The organism is Streptomyces sp. NPDC006296 (genome assembly GCF_040613235.1).
In the GTDB taxonomy this organism is placed as follows: Bacteria; Actinomycetota; Actinomycetes; order Streptomycetales; family Streptomycetaceae; genus Streptomyces.
On sequence record NZ_JBEXRT010000025.1, the window covers coordinates 46,297 to 65,237 of the forward strand.

Annotated in this window: 12 protein-coding genes and 1 riboswitch; of the genes, 6 read left to right on the plus strand and 6 right to left on the minus strand. The window is 68.6% G+C overall.

Going from position 1 to position 18,941, the window contains the following annotated elements:
- Window positions 1-863: 863 nt before the first annotated feature.
- Window positions 864-1,433 carry an SMI1/KNR4 family protein gene (locus ABZ172_RS18915; protein WP_356884858.1) on the plus strand — a complete coding sequence of 190 codons (570 nt, stop codon included), beginning with the start codon at window positions 864-866 and terminating at the stop codon, window positions 1,431-1,433.
- Between the two features lie 73 nt (window positions 1,434-1,506).
- Here ABZ172_RS18915 and ABZ172_RS18920 read toward each other — a convergent pair whose 3' ends face one another.
- The 6 genes from ABZ172_RS18920 to gcvT all read right to left on the minus strand — a co-directional run bounded on the left by ABZ172_RS18920 (window position 1,507) and on the right by gcvT (window position 12,655).
- A complete protein-coding gene (locus tag ABZ172_RS18920; protein ID WP_356884859.1) occupies window positions 1,507-5,982 on the minus strand; it encodes a hypothetical protein in 4,476 nt (1,491 codons plus the stop codon).
- Between the two features lie 21 nt (window positions 5,983-6,003).
- A complete protein-coding gene (locus tag ABZ172_RS18925) occupies window positions 6,004-6,942 on the minus strand; it encodes a hypothetical protein (protein WP_356884900.1) in 939 nt (312 codons plus the stop codon).
- A 1,301-nt stretch (window positions 6,943-8,243) separates the two neighbouring features.
- The gene (locus ABZ172_RS18930) at window positions 8,244-9,629 is read right to left on the minus strand and encodes an L-serine ammonia-lyase (RefSeq protein ID WP_356884860.1); all 1,386 of its coding nucleotides are present in this window, start codon (window positions 9,627-9,629) and stop codon (window positions 8,244-8,246) included.
- 152 nt (window positions 9,630-9,781) lie between these two features.
- Entirely contained in the window at window positions 9,782-11,044 is a 1,263-nt protein-coding gene (gene glyA / locus ABZ172_RS18935; RefSeq protein WP_356884861.1) for a serine hydroxymethyltransferase, read from the minus strand.
- Between the two features lie 18 nt (window positions 11,045-11,062).
- Entirely contained in the window at window positions 11,063-11,440 is a 378-nt protein-coding gene (gene gcvH / locus ABZ172_RS18940; RefSeq protein ID WP_147959602.1) for a glycine cleavage system protein GcvH, read from the minus strand.
- A gap of 90 nt (window positions 11,441-11,530) precedes the next feature.
- Entirely contained in the window at window positions 11,531-12,655 is a 1,125-nt protein-coding gene (gene gcvT / locus ABZ172_RS18945) for a glycine cleavage system aminomethyltransferase GcvT (protein WP_356884862.1), read from the minus strand.
- Between the two features lie 167 nt (window positions 12,656-12,822).
- Window positions 12,823-12,920, minus strand: a riboswitch (glycine riboswitch).
- 173 nt (window positions 12,921-13,093) lie between these two features.
- Between gcvT and ABZ172_RS18950 the strand changes: the two genes are divergently transcribed.
- From ABZ172_RS18950 to ABZ172_RS18970, 5 genes are all read left to right on the plus strand, one after another.
- The gene (locus ABZ172_RS18950) at window positions 13,094-13,768 is read left to right on the plus strand and encodes an AAA family ATPase (protein WP_356884863.1); all 675 of its coding nucleotides are present in this window, start codon (window positions 13,094-13,096) and stop codon (window positions 13,766-13,768) included.
- A gap of 205 nt (window positions 13,769-13,973) precedes the next feature.
- Window positions 13,974-14,750, plus strand: coding sequence for an enhanced serine sensitivity protein SseB (locus ABZ172_RS18955; RefSeq protein WP_356884864.1), 777 nt, complete (start codon window positions 13,974-13,976; stop codon window positions 14,748-14,750).
- A 153-nt stretch (window positions 14,751-14,903) separates the two neighbouring features.
- Window positions 14,904-15,698 carry an enhanced serine sensitivity protein SseB C-terminal domain-containing protein gene (locus ABZ172_RS18960; protein ID WP_356884865.1) on the plus strand — a complete coding sequence of 265 codons (795 nt, stop codon included), beginning with the start codon at window positions 14,904-14,906 and terminating at the stop codon, window positions 15,696-15,698.
- Window positions 15,699-16,064: 366 nt separating this feature from the next.
- Entirely contained in the window at window positions 16,065-17,057 is a 993-nt protein-coding gene (locus ABZ172_RS18965; protein ID WP_356884866.1) for an ABC transporter permease, read from the plus strand.
- A 44-nt stretch (window positions 17,058-17,101) separates the two neighbouring features.
- Window positions 17,102-18,862: an ABC transporter substrate-binding protein gene (locus tag ABZ172_RS18970; RefSeq protein WP_356884867.1), complete on the plus strand. Its 1,761-nt coding sequence runs from the start codon at window positions 17,102-17,104 to the stop codon at window positions 18,860-18,862.
- Window positions 18,863-18,941: the final 79 nt, after the last annotated feature.

The window sequence follows — 18,941 nt, forward strand, 5'->3', positions numbered from 1 at the left end:
CCGGGGGATGGCGGATTTCTGGGCCGATGCGCTGACTTTCCTGTGATGCCATAGCGGGTTCGGCACCGCTTGGCAAGCTCGGTGATCGTATCACCACGGTCTGATCGGACCATGGGCCGATCTGTTCCTTTTCAGGCACCTGACGGCTATTCAGCTATGGTGCCGATTCGGGGGGATTTGGTGGTCGTTGCGGGCCGCCGGAGTGCGCTGCGGGCCCGCGGCGTTGCCTGTGTATCGGGCGAATCATCCCCCGGAGGCGACCCGGGGCACGTGCCAGAGGCACGGTCGTGAGGAATTGGTGCGGAACCGGTGCGGATGTGGCGGCCCAGGCAACCGGACGCCCTCCGGCCCGGCGGACGCGCCCGCGCCCCGGCGGACCCGCCGGCCCGGCGGGCGCGTCCGCGGAGCTGTGGTCGATCTCGCCCTGTCGCAGCAAGGCCTCCGCCTCGTAGGCGAGGAACACCGACCGGGTCTTGTTCCTGGGTCCTCCACACCAGCCGCGGGACCGGCTCCCGGGGTCCGCCCTTGCGCGTCTTCGCCCCCGGCGAGATCACTCTGCTCGTGCTCCGCTCCCCGCGGCGGCCCGCCACGTCCTGACGCGCCGCAAGAGGTCGGGAAGGCGGAGCCGGGCGGCGACACCAGGTGGGGCGTTGCGGCCGGGGCGCGGCCGTGGGAGACGGCAGCGGCTCGGCGGTGAGGTCCGCGTCGTCTCCCTCGTGGAGGATTGCGCCCATCCCTCACCTGCATATGGCCGGAGCATCTCATGGTGTGAGCGGATGTAGGCTCCTCGCGCGACTGGAGTGATCGCACCTTGCGATGATCGTTGGATGCTGCTCTCGCGCGGAGCAGAGAGGAGTGGGGCCATGACAGTGCTGGAAAGCTGGTCTCGCGTGATGAACCTCCTTCAGGAATGCGCCCCGGCTGATCACGCTGATTTCCCTGGGCCGGCTACGGAGCCCATGATTGCGGCCGCCGAGGAACGGATGGGAATCTCACTCCACCCGGATCTGCGGGACTGGCTGCTTCAGAACAGTCTCGATCTTCCCGAGGAGGACATGGACGACGAGGTGCGATGCTACGGTTTCGCCGGGTTCCCTGACGAGGGCAGCTTCTTCTTGGGGATCCGGGAGATGGAGAAACTCTACGACCATCACTTCCGGCCTGGAGGCATAAACCCCCCGGACCAACCGGACAATCCGTTCTGGCGCAACGAATGGATCCCGTTTCTGTCCGACCAGGACGCCTGGGCGGGAAAGTTCATCGATGTGCGGGACGGGCGTATCGGCACATGGTTCACAGGAGAAGTCACCACTGTGGGCGAATTCGATTCCCTTGCTGACTACTTCGACTCCTTGGCGGACATGCTCACCAATATTTCCCAGGGATCACATGCGACGTGCTCGACGGTCGAGGGTCGGCTTTTCTGGTCATGAGACCATGAGGACACAAAGCAGGAATGCCCCCACGGTCACCCGTGGGGGCATTCCTACTGCATCCTCATGACGGTTACGGCGTGGGTGCGGTGAATCCGTCGAGGTCGAGCCAGTAGTCGTCGTCCTCCAGCAGGCGCTGTTCGGTGATGAAGCCACCGAAGGGCTGCATCGACTGTGTGTTGACCCAGTTCGACATGGAGGACCGGCCGCAGGGCTCCTTCCAGGTGGGAGGAGTCGCGTCCGGGCGCAGATGGAGCGTCATGGTGTCGTCGGCATTACGCTTCAGGTAGGTCTGCACACATTCCTTTCCGCTGTACGAGACAGGGTTGGGACCGTTGACGTTTCCGCCGCTCTGGAAGGAATTGGCGAAAGTGAACTCGTCACAGCTCCTCTGGTCGGTGATCGGCCTTCCGGCATCCGCGGACCACATGTCACTGAACAGGCCGGTGTTCTTGTACGTCTTCCACCGCCTCTCACAGATGAGCTGACGGTTACGGGCCTGCTGCGTCTTGGTGGGCTCGTCGGTGGCCATCTTGTTGGCCAGGTAGGTCAGCGGCTTGCCCCCGTTGCGGTTGCCCCAGTCGATGTTGGTCTTTCGCCACATCATGTCGATGTGGGCGGCGGCACCGGGGAACTTCTTGGAGTTCATCGTGAAGGTCGGGGTGTAACCGGGGAACACACAGCCCGTTCCAGAACCCACACTGTCGCAGCGGATGTCCAGCTTCGACTTCTCGACCTCGGTCGGGACGGGCATCGGAACGCCGTTACCCGATCCCCCGAAGGTCCAGTAGGGGGTGATCACGTTCTTCGTGGTGCCGGTGCTCGGTGTCCACTTGAACCGGGTGGTGATGGTCCTGATCGCCGTGTCACCCTTGGCGAACACCTTGGACCCTGACCAGTTGACGCTCGTGATGCTGCAGTATCCGCGGCACTTGGCCTGGTAGTCCATGGTGACCGTGTTCAGTGCACCTGTCATCGACTTCAACACCATCGTCGTGACCTGGGAGAATTCATTACTCCGGGCGTCGAGATAGATCGTGTTGTAGTAGTCGAAGTACGACCTGCCCGACGGTGCGCCGTCCGTGAAGAACGTGGTCGTCACCTCGTCGTGAATGCATGCATTGGTGCGCTTGCGGGTGATCGAAACGGACACGATGGAGCACGACGCGCTGCTCCTGGCTGCCATCGGGGCCGCCGAGGCTGAACCGGACGAGAGCAGGGCGGCACCGGGATAGAAGTCCTCGTTGATCTCGTCACCGGGCTCGACCAGTTCCGGGTCAGGAGCGGTCAGGTCGGCCCGCATGTCGCCGGTCATCGACTGGCCGTCGTATGTACCGGGTACGAACGCCATGGCGTCGAAGGCGATGTCGGCCTCGCCGTTGCCGCCGTTGAAGTTGTCGAGACGTACTTCGGGGATCTGGTCACCGAACTCGTAGGCGCCCAGGTCCACCCACTTGTTGGACTGGTTCGCCGTCTGCGAGACGGCTGCCTCCTCCTCACCGTCCGGAGTCTGGATCCGGTACTCGGCGTTGGACGTCTGCGCACCGTGGTCGGGGATGTGCGCGAAGACCTTGGCCTGGCGGGAGGTGTTGGTCAGTGGAGCGTTCAGCTTCCAGGTGCCGGTGACCTTCAACCGGTTGGCGTTGGCCGGGTAGGACTCCTCCGTGCGGGTGTGCGTGAACCAGAAGTGGTTGCCGTAGCCCGCGCCGATCTGATGGGTGTCGATCTTCCCCGGATACGTGGTGACGGTGGTCGGGTTGTCCTTGTCGTCATCCGTGAGGTCCATCTGGGTGTCCCAGGGGACGTAGGTGAACCCGAACGTGCCGTCGGATTTCACCGCCCCGCATCCGCGGTTGGTGTCGACCCCCGCGGGTGTGGTGCCACCAGGCAGATCGTCGACCACCAGCGCGTTGGAGGGAAGGCCCGTGGTCGAGCAGTTCGGTGGATAGGATTTGGCGTCGGGCTGCTCACCGTAGGACGTGCCGAAGCGGTGTACGCCGTTGCCGCACTCGGCGAGTTTCTCGCAGTCCTTCCACTGGTCCTTGGTGATCTCCTTGTTCCACCAGCAGTGGAGCCAGTGGGCGTTGGTGTCGCTGTCGCCCGCGTCGAGCGTGCAGGCGCCCATGCCCTGGTCGTTGGAGTCGTTGTCGCCGATCTTGGACGGGACACAGGAGTTGGATGCGTCGCAGAAGAGGTCCACCGGCGGCTTGGCCGCGGAGCGGTCCGCGTTGGTGGTCCACCACGCGGGGCGGTAGCCCGCCTGGAAGTCACCGGGTGCGAACATCGCGGAGATGGGACGGGCGGCCCAGCCGATCACCTTCTCCTCGTACGGCCAGTCCTGCGGGTGCGCGGCGTGGCTGTAGTCGTCCCCCGCCGGGTTGGACGCGCTCTGCAGGAACGGAACGCGGTTGGCCTTCCACAGCGGGTTGGCCGGGTTGTTGGTCCAGCCGACGCCCGAGTGCCCTTGGGAGTCAGCCGTGTCGTAGAAGCCGGAGTTGTAGGCCCACAGGGCGAAGAACCAGTTCTCGATCCACTTGGGGTGGCCGCCGTTGATCTTCATGCCGGCGTTGTAGGTCTGGTTCCACTTCTCGGACAGGATCCGCACACCGGCGGCGACGTTCGCCGTGTAGTCGAGAGCGACGGCTTCCTGCGCGAGCGTGGACAGAGCGGTCTCACCCGGCTTGGTCTTGCCGGCAAGACGCATGCCGTCGGTCGCCTGGGTGATGCCGTAACCGCAGTCGGCGTCGGCCCAGTTGATCCGCCAGGGGTCGATCTGCTCGCCGGACGCCGCGAAGTCGACACCGTAGTAGTTGCCGACCAGGGAGTTGGCGGTGACACCGGGCACGGCGAAGCGGGTCGCCTGCCACATGTTGGACTCCTGCGCGGTGATGCCGAGCATCACCTGCGCGGGAATGTGCCACTTGTCGGTGACGTCCGGGTCCTCGTTGTCGAGGGTGCCGTTGGGGTCACCGGCGAGCACGGTCGGCGGGAACAGGCCCTGCGGCTGATAACCGCCGGTCCCGGTGTTCTTCCAGTTGCCTTCGCGGTAGAAGTCCAGTTCACCGACGACGGCCTGGTCCACGGCCCATTCGACCTGGCGCGGAGTGGGCTGGAACGCCTGCTTCTTCGCGTCGTTGCGGGCCACCGCGCAGTAGCGCTCGCCGGTGCCCTCGCTGGGGTTGTCGGCCTGCGCGGCGAGCGCCTGGGTACGGACGGTCTGCGTGGACAGGCCGTCCGTGCTCTTCTCACCCGTGTCCGGGCCGGAGTCGACCGGACCGCCCGTGGGCAGAGCGGGAGACAGGGCGTGCCCCTGTGTCTCGTCACCCACACGGTGCGCGCCGGGGCGCAGGTCGAGAGTCACGGACTTGCCCGAGTCCAGCATGCGCAGGGCCGTACGGGCGGGCCGTGGCTTGGCGGCGTCCTCCGGGTTGACCAGAGTGGTCTTCCCGTCGGACCAGGTGGTGGTCAGAGCCGCCTGGGCGTGACTGGAGATCGCCGCGCCCATGGGGAGCTTGCCGGGGTTGTGCACCCGCTTGGGCAGGGTCCGGGACGTGGCGTCACCGGTGACGAACACCTCGCCGCGTGCCGAACGGGACAGATCCCAGGCCTCCAGCTTGCCGGAGGCCACCGTGACGGGCTCGGTCTTCTTGCCCTGCGCGACCTCGGTGCGCGTCAGGTGCTTGGCCCAGCTGGCCGGCGTCTTGGATGCCTTTTTGTCGAGCTCGCGGTCGATGAAGGTGATGCCGCCTTCGGCATCGGCAGTGATCTGGAACGGCACAGTCGTCGTGGTGGCCAGGGGCTTCTCGGTCTTGCCCTTGATGCGCACCAGCTTGTTGCCGTGCGCGGCGACGACGCCTTCGGCCGTGGGAACGGCCGAGGTGACCTGCCCGGCGAGCGTGACGGACGGGTTCTGCTTGCCCGTCGCTGCGTCGACGGTGATCAGACGGGTCTGCTGCTTCTCGTCGCCGTCGTGCGAGAGCTGGGTGAACACCGCCTGATCGCCCTGGCCGCAGCCCGGCGAGAAGTAGGCGAGCGACGACTGGAACGGAAGCTTGGTCACCTTGCCCGATTCCAGGTTCACCACCGCGGTGAAAGCGCCGCGAACCATGAGCTCAGGCTTGTTGGTGAACATCCGCGGCGCGTACGAGACAGCCGCGTACCTGCCGGACCCGGTCACACAGTGGTTTCCGATCCACGTGTCCGAGGCGAAGCCGTCCTCGAACAGGCTGGCTATCGTCCGAAGCTGGTAGCCGTCCTCCTCCTTGCCCGCGAGTATGTGGAAGCCGGTTCCGTCGCCGGTCGCGGTGACTGCGGTGTCAGCGGACTTCTGGTAGTCCGCGCCGAGTATGCGGACCCGGTCCTTCGCCGGGATCGCGGACGGCTCCAGCGAGAACTTCCTCTGCTGCTCGGTGGCGTCGCTCCACCCCTGTGCCGCACCCGCGGGAGGTTTTGACCCCTCGGCCTGCGCGGGCAGGCCCAAGGGTATCGCCAGCGCCATGGCCACCGAGAGGGTGACCGGTATGCGCGGATGGATACGTCTCTTTCTCAACTGCTTTTCCCCTCTGGTCATCTACTTGACGGCCTTGGCGGCCGTAAGGACTTCCTTCATGCGCCTTTCGACGGCAGTGAGCTGGTCCTTGTTCTTTTTGATCAGCTGCTTCTGCACTGCCGACTCCTCCTTGAACCAGACCGCGATCAGACGGCTCTGCTCCTTGCAGTCGATGTCGTCCAGCGCGAGCGCGATCGAGTCTTCGGTGTCGGTGCCGCCGAGGCCCTGTTCCATGGCCCTGTACGGATCCGAGGTGGCGTGGCCCTTGCCCTTCATGCAGGCCGACCACTTGGTGACGGCCTTCTCGACCGGCTGGTGGGGGCGGGATTCGGAAATTCCTGTCGACGCGAGCTGAACGACGAATCCCGCATCGGACTCGTTGAGCTTGAGTTTCCGCTTCGCCCATCCGACACAGCCGCCTTCGTGCAGCTTCTTGCCGTCGTACTCGGCGCGAGCCGGTTCGGTCGTGTCGCCCGACCCGGAGTAGGCACCGTCGCTGCCGGTGGGAGGGGCGAGCGGTTCCGGCTTGGTGCGCCCGGTGAGAACCTCGACCTGGACGTTCGGCAGGTCGGGCGTCTGCTCGGCGGTGTACTTCTGCTGCTCGGGCGGGAGCAGGTATCCGTACTTCTCCGCCTGGGCACGGTCAGTGATGCCGTAACGGCGTTCGATGTTCATGCTGTTACTGCTCGCAGGCGGATTCACCCCAGGCCGCGGCAGGTCGACCGTGAATCCGTACTCGGCCATGCACTCCGTCTGGAGCGTGCGCAGAGCGGAGTCGATGACGACCTGATCCGGGTACGACACCATGTAGCCTTCGAGCGGAAGTTCCAGGCCCTTGGCCAGTCCGGAACTGGGCAGTTCCTCCGGCCACTCGCTCCGGTCGGCCTGCGTCTCCTTCGCAGCCGCGCCCGAGGAGGGCTCGGACTGCGAACAAGAGCTGAGAAGTATTGCCGCGAGCATGACAGTCACGGCGGTGGATGCTTTCCTGGGGACGTGCACGGGTTCCTTCTCTGTGTGATGTCGTGAAGCGCCGAGACGCTCGTGCAGAGGAGCTTTCGCATCAATGGCGAACAGGCACGGAGTGACCGGCCCACCATGATTCGGGAGCCGTGATTCCCGGGAAGTCGGTGTGCCCGTTCACCTGTGTCGAGTACGGCACGGGTGGCGGCTCCAGCACTCGCGACGCCTTGGCCGACCCACGGGCCGCCCGTCCGCCGTCCTGCTCAGTGAAGCCCGGCCACGGACACCACGTACGAACGAAGGCTGCTTGAACGGGCCGCTTGCCACCGTGGCTTGAGGGAGGCGAGGTCGAGAACATCGTGTCGGACTCTCCGCGGCCGACTGCCGTCGCAGCCGCGTCCGCACCGGCGAACTCCGGGGCCGCTGCGTCCGCAGCGACGTCGCCGGTTCGCCGGTCGGGGCCGACGTCATGCCTCTCCCACACGCATTGATGCAGCGTCCCCCCCCCAGGCGCACGTCGGTTCAACGTCGAGGACTGGACGCACGGTGGGTGCCATCTGCATGCCCCAGCCATCGACTTGGGCATTAGACCATCACCACTTCTCCGCGAAGTGGACATTCAGTGACCTAGTCGACGGTCACGAATTCATCTCTTTCTCACCTGTGCGGTCGAAGCCGGTGACGCCGCAGCGACTGACGGCACAGACCTCCTGGCGGCGGGTGGAGCATCCGAACTGACGCAGGCAGGAGCAGAGTGTGCTCCGATCGGCTGTTCGGCCACCCCGGAGCGGTGTGATGCATGGTTCGCCGGAGATCAGCGAAGCCATGCCCGATCGCTCCGACGATGATGTGCAGCACGAGCCGCGGACCCACGCACGCGGAGGCGTGAAGCGGCTCCGTTCGCAGCCGAACCACCAGGCCGGGTTCGGGTTCGGACCGCGCCGGCACGGGAGCACGTACCAGGACCGTGGCCGCAACCCCCGGCGCCGCTGTCGGATCCGGGTGCCGGGCGGCGGCGGTCCGCTCGGTCACCCGCCGGCTGAACCAGGTACCCGCCTGCCCGGCGGGATCAGCGGGCCGAATCACCGGGTGCCCGCCTGACGCATCCGTGTCTCAGCTCGGTCCTGCCGGAAGATCCGGCGGGCGTGCGCAGCAGTGCACCGACGGGACCTGTCCCCGAGTGGTGGACACCTCCGATCCCGGCCCCTGTCCCAGGGAGATTCCAGGGGTTCCCGCCGTGCAAGCAAGAAAGGCCCTGACAGCGCTGAAAGGTACGAACACGCTGGTCAGGGCCTATCCGTTCAGCACTCGATGATGTTCACCGCGAGCCCGCCCCGGGCCGTCTCCTTGTACTTGACGCTCATGTCGGCGCCGGTGTCCTTCATGGTCTTGATGACCTTGTCGAGGGACACCTTGTGGCTGCCGTCGCCGCGCAGCGCCATCCGGGCCGCCGTGACCGCCTTGACCGCCGCCATCCCGTTGCGCTCGATGCAGGGGATCTGCACGAGCCCGCCGACCGGGTCGCAGGTCAGGCCCAGGTTGTGCTCCATGCCGATCTCGGCGGCGTTCTCCACCTGCTCGGGGGAGCCGCCCAGGATCTCGGCGAGGGCGCCCGCGGCCATGGAGCAGGCGGAGCCCACCTCGCCCTGGCAGCCGACCTCGGCGCCCGAGATGGAGGCGTTCTCCTTGAAGAGCATGCCGATCGCGCCCGCGGCCAGCAGGAAGCGGACGACACTGTCGTCCTTCTCGGCCGCGGTGCAGCCGCCCGCCGCGAAGGTCATCCAGTAGTTCAGGACGGCGGGGATGATGCCCGCCGCACCGTTGGTGGGGGCGGTGACGACACGGCCCCCGGCGGCGTTCTCCTCGTTCACGGCCATCGCGTAGAGGGTGATCCACTCCATCGCGTGGGCCTGCGGGTCGCCCTCGGCGCGCAGCTGCCTGGCGGTGTTCGCGGCGCGGCGGCGGACCTTCAGACCGCCGGGCAGGATGCCCTCGCGGGACATCCCGCGTGCGATGCAGGCCTGCATGACCCGCCAGATCTCCAGCAGGCCGGCCCGGATCTCGTCCTCGGTGCGCCAGGCCTTCTCGTTCTCCAGCATCAGGGAGGAGATGGACAGGCCGGTCTCCCGGGCGAGTCGCAGCAGCTCGTCCCCGGTGCGGAAGGGGTGCCGCAGCACGGTGTCGTCCGGGACGATCGGGTTCTCGCCGTCCACGGCGTCCTCGTCGACGACGAAACCGCCGCCCACCGAGTAGTAGGTCTTCTCCAGCAGCGGGGCCCCGTCGCGGTCGTACGCGAGGACGGTCATCCCGTTGGCGTGGTAGGGGAGCGCCTTGCGCCGGTGCAGGACCAGCTGCTCGTCGGCGTCGAACGGTATGTCGTGCACGCCCAGGAGGCTGATGCGGCCGGAGGAGCGGATCTCCTCGATGCGGGCGTCGGCGCCCTCCACGTCGACCGTGCGGGGCGACTCGCCCTCCAGGCCGAGCAGGACGGCCTTGGGCGTGCCGTGGCCGTGGCCGGTCGCGCCGAGCGAGCCGTACAGCTCGGCCCGCACCGAGGCGGTGTGGACCAGCAGGCCCTCGTTCTTGAGGCGGCGGGCGAACATGCGGGCCGCGCGCATCGGTCCCACCGTGTGGGAGCTGGACGGGCCGATGCCGACCGAGAAGAGGTCGAAGACCGAGAGGGCCACGGGGTACTCCTAAGCAGTGGTGGACGTCGTTGTCCGCCCGGGTGGTGCGGGACGGGCCGGGTGGGCCCGGGTGCGCGGGGCACAGGGATGGGGGCACCGCGCACGCCGTGTCCAGTGTGCGCGGTGCCCCCACCCTGTGTGCAAACTGCGGGTTACTTCGAGAGGCCGGGGTACAGCGGGAACTTCCCGGCCAGCGCGGTCACCCGCGCCGTGAGCGCCTCGGCGTCGTACGCGGGCTTCAGCGCGGCCGCGATGATCTCGGCGACCTCGGCGAAGTCCTCCGCGCCGAAGCCGCGGGTGGCGAGCGCCGGCGTGCCGATGCGCAGGCCGGAGGTGACCATCGGGGGCCGCGGGTCGTTCGGGACGGCGTTCCGGTTGACCGTGATGCCCAGCTCGTGGAGCCGGTCCTCGGCCTGCCGGCCGTCCAGCTCGGAGTTGCGCAGGTCGACCAGGACCAGGTGCACGTCCGTGCCGCCGGAGAGCACGGAGACGCCCGCCTCGGTGACGTCCGGCTGTACCAGGCGCTCGGCGAGGATGCGGGCGCCGTCCAGGGTGCGCTGCTGGCGCTCCTTGAACTCCTCGCCCGCCGCCACCTTGAACGAGACCGCCTTGGCCGCGATCACGTGCTCCAGCGGACCGCCCTGCTGACCGGGGAAGACCGCCGAATTGATCTTCTTGGCGAGCTCCTGCGTCGACAGGATCACGCCGCCGCGCGGACCGCCGAGGGTCTTGTGCGTGGTGGTCGTGACGACGTGGGCGTGCGGCACCGGGTTGGGGTGCAGACCGGCGGCGACCAGGCCCGCGAAGTGCGCCATGTCGACCATCAGGTACGCGCCGACCTCGTCCGCGATGCGGCGGAAGGCGGCGAAGTCCAGCTGGCGCGGGTAGGCGGACCAGCCGGCCACGATGAGCTTCGGCTTCGACTCCTTGGCGAGGCGCTCGACCTCGGCCATGTCCACGACGCCGGTGTCGTCGACGTGGTACGGGACCACGTCGTAGAGCTTGCCGGAGAAGTTGATCTTCATGCCGTGGGTCAGGTGACCGCCGTGGGCCAGGTTGAGACCCATGATCGTGTCGCCCGGCTTCAGCAGCGCGAACATCGCGGCGGCGTTCGCCTGCGCACCGGAGTGCGGCTGGACGTTCGCGGCCTCGGCACCGAAGAGCGCCTTGATGCGGTCGATGGCGATCTGCTCGACCACGTCGACGTGCTCGCAGCCACCGTAGTAGCGGCGGCCGGGGTAGCCCTCGGCGTACTTGTTGGTGAGGACGGAGCCCTGCGCCTCCATGACCGCGACCGGAGCGAAGTTCTCCGAGGCGATCATCTCGAGGGTGGACTGCTGGCGGTGGAGCTCGGCGTCGACGGCGGCGGCGACGTCCGGGTCCAGCTCGTGGAGGGAGGAGTTGAGAAGCGACATCAGTGGGTCCCTAAGGTCTCAGTTGCCGGAGAACGCGGTGTACTCGTCGGCGGAGAGGAGGTCGTCCGGCTCCTCCGCGACGCGCACCTTGAACAGCCAGCCGCCCTCGAAGGGGGCGGAGTTCACCAGCGACGGGTCGTCCACGACGTCCTGGTTGGCCGCGGTCACCTCGCCGGTCACCGGCGAGTACAGGTCGCTGACCGACTTGGTCGACTCCAGCTCACCGCAGGTCTCGCCCGCGGTCACCGTGTCGCCGACCTCCGGGAGCTGGGCGAAGACGACGTCACCGAGCGCGTTGGCCGCGAACTCGGTGATGCCGACCGTGGCCACGCCGTCCTCGAGGGCCGACAGCCACTCGTGCTCCTTGCTGTACCGCAGCTGCTGGGGGTTGCTCATGACCTGAATTCTCCTGTACGCGGGGGAGTGCTGACGAACGGTGGTCTTACGGTGTGAGACACGAATGCGTCACGTGCGGGACGCCACGGATCAGGCGCGGCGCTTGTAGAAGGGCAGCGCGACGACCTCGTACGGCTCGTGCGTGCCCCGGATGTCGACGCCGACACCCTCGGTGCCGGGCGCGGCGTGCGCCGCGTCCACGTAGGCCATGGCGATCGGCTTGCCCAGGGTGGGGGAGGGGGCGCCGGAGGTGACCTCGCCCACGACCTCCCCGCCGGCCACGACGGGGTAGCCGGCGCGCGGCACCCGGCGGCCCTCGGCGATCAGGCCGACCAGCTTGCGGGGCGGGGCCGCCTCCGCGCGGGCCGCGGCGGCGGACAGCGCCTCGCGGCCGACGAAGTCGCCCTCCTTCTCGAACTTCACGACCCGGCCCAGACCCGCGTCGAACGGCGTCAGCGCGGTGGTCAGCTCGTGCCCGTAGAGCGGCATGCCCGCCTCCAGGCGGAGCGTGTCGCGGCAGGAGAGCCCGCAGGGGATCAGACCGTACGGCGCGCCCGCCTCGGTCAGGGCCTGCCACAGCCGCTCCGCGTGACCGGGGGCCACGAAGAGCTCGAAGCCGTCCTCACCGGTGTAACCGGTACGGGCGATCAGCGCGGGGACGCCGGCGACCGTCCCGGGGAGCCCGGCGTAGTACTTCAGTCCGTCCAGGTCGGCGTCCGTGACCGACTTCAGTACGGCGGGTGAGTCGGGGCCCTGCACGGCGATCAGCGCGTACGCGTCGCGGTCGTCCCGCACCTCCGCGTCGAAGCCCTCGGCACGCGCGGTCAGGGTGTCCAGGACGAGCTGGGCGTTGCCCGCGTTGGCCACCACCAGGTACGCGGGGGCGCCGGCCTCCTCCAGGCGGTAGACGATCAGGTCGTCCAGGATCCCGCCGTCCGCCGCGACGATCATCGTGTAGCGGGCCCGGCCCGCACCGACGGTGGCGATGTTGCCGACCAGCGCGTAGCTCAGGAACGCCGCCGCCTGCGGACCCGTGACCGTGATCTCACCCATGTGCGACAGGTCGAACAGGCCGGCCCGGGTGCGCACGGCGAGGTGCTCGTCGCGCTCGCTGGCGTACCGCAGCGGCATGTCCCAGCCCGCGAAGTCGGTCATGGTCGCGCCCAGGGACCGGTGCAGGGCGTCGAGGGCGGTGAGACGGGGGGCAGTGCTCATGGGCATGGCTCCAGGGCATGACGACAGGGGGTGGATCCCTCCCCATCTGTCATCGGAACCTGAGAGGTTCGCCGAAAGCCCCTGAAAGGGTCCTGACGGGATGGTCCCCGTCCGGGTCGGCTTGCACCTTGGGTGGGACCGCGCAGCGGCCCGCTTTTCAGATCTGCCTCATCCACGCGGTACGGGGCCTGAGAGATTCAAGGGAGGAACTTGCTCCTTCGGCGCCCGGTGCACACGGTGACCGGGACTCTCCCGCGCGGATTCAAACGGCCGGTATGCAGTTGGCGGGGTCATCATCGCACGCATTGCGCAAGAGTGGGGCGTCCGGTCCGCACGGGTACCGGTCCCGACACGGACCGCCCGGAGCGGTTGTGCCGCATTACCTTTTCTTTACACTTCTGGGGGCAGGTCAGTGGGCGACTCGGCAGGGGGAAGGCGATGACGTTGCAGCACTCTGCGACCACCGCGGGGACGGCACGCGGTGCGATGCCCCGGCAGCCCGGAGCACCCGCGCGCGAGCCGCTGGGCGGGCACCCGCCGGCGGTGCGCGACCTGCGGGGACTGGGCGGCGGGGGGCCGTGCGTCCTGGACTTCCCGGCGGGGGACGTGGTGGTGGTCTCCGGACTGCCCGGCAGCGGGAAGTCCACCCTGATCCGGCGGACGGCCCGGGAGCACGCGGTGGACTCCCAGGACACCAGGGACCGCTGGGAGGACGCGCTGCCCGTCTTACTGCCGTACGCCCTCTACCGGCCCCTGGTGCGCGCCGCGCACTACGCGGGGCTGCTGCGGGCCCTGCGTGCGGGCGGCCCGGTCGTCGTCCACGACTGCGGCACCCAGACCTGGGTGCGCCGCTGGCTGGCGCGTGAGGCCCTGCGCAGGCACGGCGCCCTCCACCTCGTCCTGCTCGACGTCACCCCCGAGGTCGCCCGCCGGGGGCAGCGGGAGCGGGGCCGCGGGGTGTCCGGCTACGCCTTCGCCCGGCACCGGCGGGCGGTCGGCCGGCTGCTCCGCGACACCGGGAGCGGAGTGCTGCCGCCGGGGTGCGCCTCGGCGGTGCTGCTCGACCGGGAGGCGGCGGCGGGCATCGGGCGCATCTCCTTCCCCGAGCGGTAGCCGCGGCCGGGCCCCGGAGGCTCCGGGGCGCGATCGGCGGTGTCACCGTTCGCATACGCACAGTTCGCGCCCCGCCGGCCGGCTGTCCGGTATCTGGACAGTACGGCGGGCCGGGGCACCGCTCCCGCCTGCGGCCCTGCGGGCGCGCCGCGGTGCGGTCTAAGGTTTCGACCGCACCGCATGGCGAGAAAGGGACACAGACACCGTGGACATTCCGGCTCAGGCCCAGGCCCCTTCGTATCCGTCGCAGGGATGGCCCGCCAACGAGTTCGAGGAGACGCTCAGCGCCTCGCTCGGCGTGCCCGGGGCCGGCGGACGGCTGGTCGAGGTCCTCGGCCGCAGCCACGTCTGGGTGCCCCTGCCGAACGGCGGCGGCCCCGGCAGCACCGACCTCGACCTGCCGACGGTCGAGATAGACGGCGGGGCCTACGTCCCGGTGTTCAGCTCCGAGGCGCAGTTCCTCCAGTGCGTCGGCTCCCACCTCTCCTTCACCGTGGCGCCCGCCCGCGAGTTCGCCCGTGGACTGCCCCCGCAGCTCGGGATGGCGGTCAACCCCGGCGGCGCCGTCGGGGTCCCCCTGCCGCCGGCCGCCGTCGCCGAGCTCTGCCGGGCCGGGCGCACCGTGCTGGACGGCCCCGCGAGCGGCGGCCGGGTGCGGCTGTACGAGCCGGACTGGAAGGAGGACCCCGTCGACTTCCTCGCCGAGGTGTCCGCGGAGTTCCGGGCGACCGGAGTGGTGAGCACCGGGCGGAGGGCGCTGGCCAGCATCGAGGGCGACAGCCCCGCCCTGTTCGTCGGCGTCGAGTTCGCCGCGGGGGAGACCGCGGAGCAGAGCGTCCCGCTGGACGCCCTGGGCCGGGCCCTGGGCCGGGTCCAGGTGCCCTGGCCGGTCAACCTCGTCCTGCTGGAGGTGGCGCAGGACCCCGTCGGCGACTGGATGCTGGAGAAGGTCCGCCCGTTCTACCGGCGCGACGGGCACTGAACGCCGGGGCCCCGGCCGCACCGTGGCGTCGGGACGGTGTCGGGACCGGCGCATAAGCTGGTTGGATGACGAGGCCGCCCCGTGTGCCCGGGAGCGGCACCACAGCACCGCGCAGCACGCGCAACAGCGGATCGTAGAGGGGCGGGACCCAGGGTGAGTGCGTCAGGCACCGCGGCGGCCGGGCAGGTCGAGCACATGCTTCGCCAAGTGACCCCCGGGCGTCTCGACGCGTACGAGGCCCTGTTGCGGTCCCTGGCGGACGGCCAGGTCTGGATGCTGCTCTGGCACGGCACGGCGGGTTCCCCCGACGCCCAGTACGGCAACATGGAGGTCGACGGCGCGGGCTACGCCCCGTGCGTCACCTCCGCCCAGGAGCTCTCGGCCAGCGGCTGGAGCAGGGCCCACGAGGTGACCACCGGCCGTGACATCGCGCGCTCCCTCTTCCCCGACCGGTGGGGCATCTGGCTCAACCCGCACGCCCCCGGCGGCGGCGTCGGCATCCCGTGGCTGGACCTGCGGCGCATCGCCACCGGCCTCGACCGGATGCCCGCCGGTCCGCTGCGGCTCACCGAACCCGCCGTCGACATCCCGCAGTTCTACGCCCTGCTCTCGCAGAACGCCCACCGCACGCCCGCGGTCCGCGCGCTGCGGCGCGCCTGGGTGCAGCCGGCGCTCGGTGTCCCGTACCTCGCGATCGGGCTCGACCTCTACGACACGGGCCGGCCGTCCGTCGACGCGGTCCGCGCGATGATGCGCGAGTCGGTCGGCGTGGTCCCCGAGGGGCTGCCCGTCTCCACCGTCTCGCTGTCCGACGAGTACGATCCCGTCGCGATGTGGCTGAACGCCAACTCCCGGCCGTTCTACGACCGGGAGGCGCACGTCCAGGCGCCTCCGGCCGCCGGTTACGGCTACCCGCCGGTCCCCGGCGGCGCTCCGCACGTCTCCTAGGATGAAGTGGGTCCGCTCCGGCGGACCGGTCCGACCAGGGGCTCTACCCGGCTGCCCGGGTGCGGTTGAACGGCTTCTCCGCAACAGGGCTTCCACGGCCGGGGAGTTCGCTCAGGAAGCACAGCTGTCCGGATAACGGAAGCCCTTGGACAGCATCACGGTTATGCAAACATTCGCCGTCAGGTCTGGCGGTTGATCGCGAAGTGGCTGAAGACTCCTCGCAGCAGGTGGTCCATGCCCGGCGCGAGCCCTTTTCAAACCAGGGCTGTTCAGTCGTACATCGCCACATGTGTCACATTTCGTCAGAGCCGCTACAGCGGCGGTTCACAGGCCGGCCACCGTCGGCCGAGAGGGGTCTCCAACGCAATGACGGCACCGATCGAGACCACCGGGGCGGACGCGCGGCCCGAGACGGTGCTGGAAGGCGCCGGGCGCAAGGAGATCGAGGGACGTTCGCTCGGCCGCATCGCCTGGACGCGTTTCAAGCGGGACAAGGCCGCGATGGCCGGTGGCATCGTTGTCGTGCTGCTGATCCTCGTCGCGGTGGCGTCCAAGCCGCTGCAGTCGCTGCTCGGACTCGACCCCAACGCGTTCAACCAGAGCCTGGTCGACCCGGTCCTGCTGGCGCCCAAGGGTTCCCTCGGGGGCATCAGCTGGGACCACCCCCTGGGTGTGGAACCGCAGACCGGACGCGACATCCTGGCCCGCATCCTCGAAGGCTCCTGGGTCTCCCTCGTGGTCGCCGTGGGCTCGACCCTGCTCTCCGTCGTCATCGGCGTCGTCATGGGCGTCGTGGCCGGGTTCTACGGCGGCTGGATCGACGGCTTCATCAGCCGCCTGATGGACACCTTCCTGGCCTTCCCGCTGCTCCTCTTCGCGATCTCCATCTCCGCCTCCCTCCAGGGCAAGGCCTTCGGGATGGAAGGGCTCACGCTGCGGATCGCGGTCCTGATCTTCGTGATCGGCTTCTTCAGCTGGCCCTACATCGGCCGCATCGTGCGCGCGCAGACCCTGTCGCTGCGCGAGCGCGAGTTCGTCGAGGCCGCCAGGTCCCTGGGCGCACGCGGCCCGTTCATCCTCTTCCGCGAGCTGCTGCCCAACCTGATCGCGCCGATCCTCGTCTACGCGACGCTGCTGATCCCCACGAACATCCTCTTCGAGGCCTCCCTGTCCTTCCTCGGCGTCGGCATCGCACCGCCGCAGGCGTCCTGGGGCGGCATGCTCACGCAGGCGGTCGACCTCTACGAGGTGGACCCGATGTTCATGGTCATCCCCGGTATGGCGATCTTCATCACCGTGCTGGCCTTCAATCTGCTGGGGGACGGGCTGCGTGACGCACTCGACCCTCGTGGCAAGTAATCGCGGCAGTGCCGCACCGGACTAGCGAGGGGGCTTTCCTCAGCATGCAGAACAGAAAGACAGCAGCGGCCATAGCCGTGGCCGTGGCGGTTTCGCTCGGCGCATCGGCCTGCAGCGGCAGCGACTCGGGCGGTGACAGCAACGGCGGTGGGGGCAACGTCAAGGCTGACGCCGGTCTGACCAGCATCGTCAACGCGACCGACAAGAAGGGGGGAACGGTCACGCTGGAGCACGCGAGCGGTCCGGACTCCCTGGACCCCGGCAACACGTACTACGGCTGGGTGCAGAACTTCTCCCGCCTGTACGGCCGTTCGCTGGTGACCTTCAAGCCGGCCGCCGGCAAGGAGAGCCTGGAGGTCGTCCCCGACCTCGCGACGGGTCTGGGCAAGGCCAGCGATGACGCCAAGACCTGGACGTACACGCTCCGCAAGGGCGTGAAGTACGAGGACGGCACCGAGGTCACCTCGAAGGACGTCAAGTACGCCGTCGAGCGCTCGAACTTCGCGCCGGAGGCCCTGTCCAACGGCCCGACGTACTTCAAGGCGTACCTCGAGGGCGGCGACAAGTACAAGGGTCCGTACAAGGACAAGTCGGCCGAGGGCCTCAAGTCCATCGAGACGCCGGACGACCACACGATCGTCTTCAAGCTCAACAAGCCGTTCGCGGACATGGACTACCTCGCGGCGTTCTCGCAGACCGCCCCGGTGCCGCAGAAGGCCGACACGGGCGCCAGCTACGTCCAGAAGATGGTCTCCTCGGGTCCGTACAAGTTCTCGGCGTACGACGAGAGCAAGGGTGCGACGCTGGTCCGCAACCCGGAGTGGGACCCGAAGTCGGACCCGATCCGCAAGGCGCTGGCGGACAAGGTCGAGCTCAAGTTCAACATCAACGCCACGACGATCGACGACCACCTGCTCAACGACGTCATCACCGTCGGCGCCGAGGGAACGGGTCTGCAGTCCAAGACCCAGCCCAAGGTCCTGGTGAAGGCCGCGGAGAAGGCGAAGACGGACAACCCGTACGCGGGCGCCCTGCAGTACCTGGCGCTGAACGTCAACGTGAAGCCGTTCGACAACGTCGAGTGCCGCAAGGCCGTCCAGTACGCCGTGGACAAGCAGAGCATGGTCGACTCGATCGGCGGCTCGGTCAAGGGCGACCCGGCCACCACGGTCATCCCGCCCACCGTCGCCGGGTACAAGAAGTTCGACCTGTACCCGTCCGAGGGCAGCAAGGGTGACGTCGCCAAGGCCAAGGAGCACCTGGCCAAGTGCGGTAAGCCCAAGGGCTTCAAGACCACGCTGACGGCCCGCTCGGACCGTCCTGACGAGATCACCGCCGCCACGCAGCTCCAGGGCAGCCTGAAGGCGATCGGCGTCACCGCCGAGATCAAGCAGTTCCCGGCGGACAAGTACTTCACGGACTTCGCGGGTGTCCCGGACTGGGTCCACAAGAACAACGCGGGCATGATGATGATGGCCTGGGGTGCCGACTGGCCGACCGGCTTCGGCTTCCTCGACCAGATCGTGAACGGCTCGGCCATCAAGCCGTCCGGTGGCACGAACCTGATGGAGCTCGACGACAAGGCGATCAACGAACTCCTCGTCAAGGGCATCGGCACCGTCGACACCGAGGCGCGCAACGCCACGTGGGGCGAGGTCGACCAGAAGGTCATGGAGAACGCCTCGGTCGTTCCGCTCTTCTACCGCAAGAACCTGCTCTACCGCCCGGATTCGGCGGCCAACGTCACCGTCACGGACGCGTACCTCGGCATGTACGACTACGTGCTGATGACGTCCGCCAAGTAACACCTGTTCATCGACAGCATCCCCTGAAAGGCAGGTGAAGGCGCCGGGCCGGCGGGCGTACCCCGTCCGCCCGCCCGGC

What these genes read in the sequence shown, in the direction of transcription:
- ABZ172_RS18915 (WP_356884858.1), top strand. Translation starts at nt 864, where the DNA reads ATGACAGTGCTGGAAAGCTGGTCTCGCGTGATGAACCTCCTTCAGGAA.
- ABZ172_RS18925 (WP_356884900.1), bottom strand. Translation starts at nt 6,942, where the DNA reads ATGCTCGCGGCAATACTTCTCAGCTCTTGTTCGCAGTCCGAGCCCTCC.
- glyA (WP_356884861.1), bottom strand. Translation starts at nt 11,044, where the DNA reads ATGTCGCTTCTCAACTCCTCCCTCCACGAGCTGGACCCGGACGTCGCC.
- gcvH (WP_147959602.1), bottom strand. Translation starts at nt 11,440, where the DNA reads ATGAGCAACCCCCAGCAGCTGCGGTACAGCAAGGAGCACGAGTGGCTG.
- gcvT (WP_356884862.1), bottom strand. Translation starts at nt 12,655, where the DNA reads ATGAGCACTGCCCCCCGTCTCACCGCCCTCGACGCCCTGCACCGGTCC.
- ABZ172_RS18950 (WP_356884863.1), top strand. Translation starts at nt 13,094, where the DNA reads ATGACGTTGCAGCACTCTGCGACCACCGCGGGGACGGCACGCGGTGCG.
- ABZ172_RS18965 (WP_356884866.1), top strand. Translation starts at nt 16,065, where the DNA reads ATGACGGCACCGATCGAGACCACCGGGGCGGACGCGCGGCCCGAGACG.
- ABZ172_RS18970 (WP_356884867.1), top strand. Translation starts at nt 17,102, where the DNA reads ATGCAGAACAGAAAGACAGCAGCGGCCATAGCCGTGGCCGTGGCGGTT.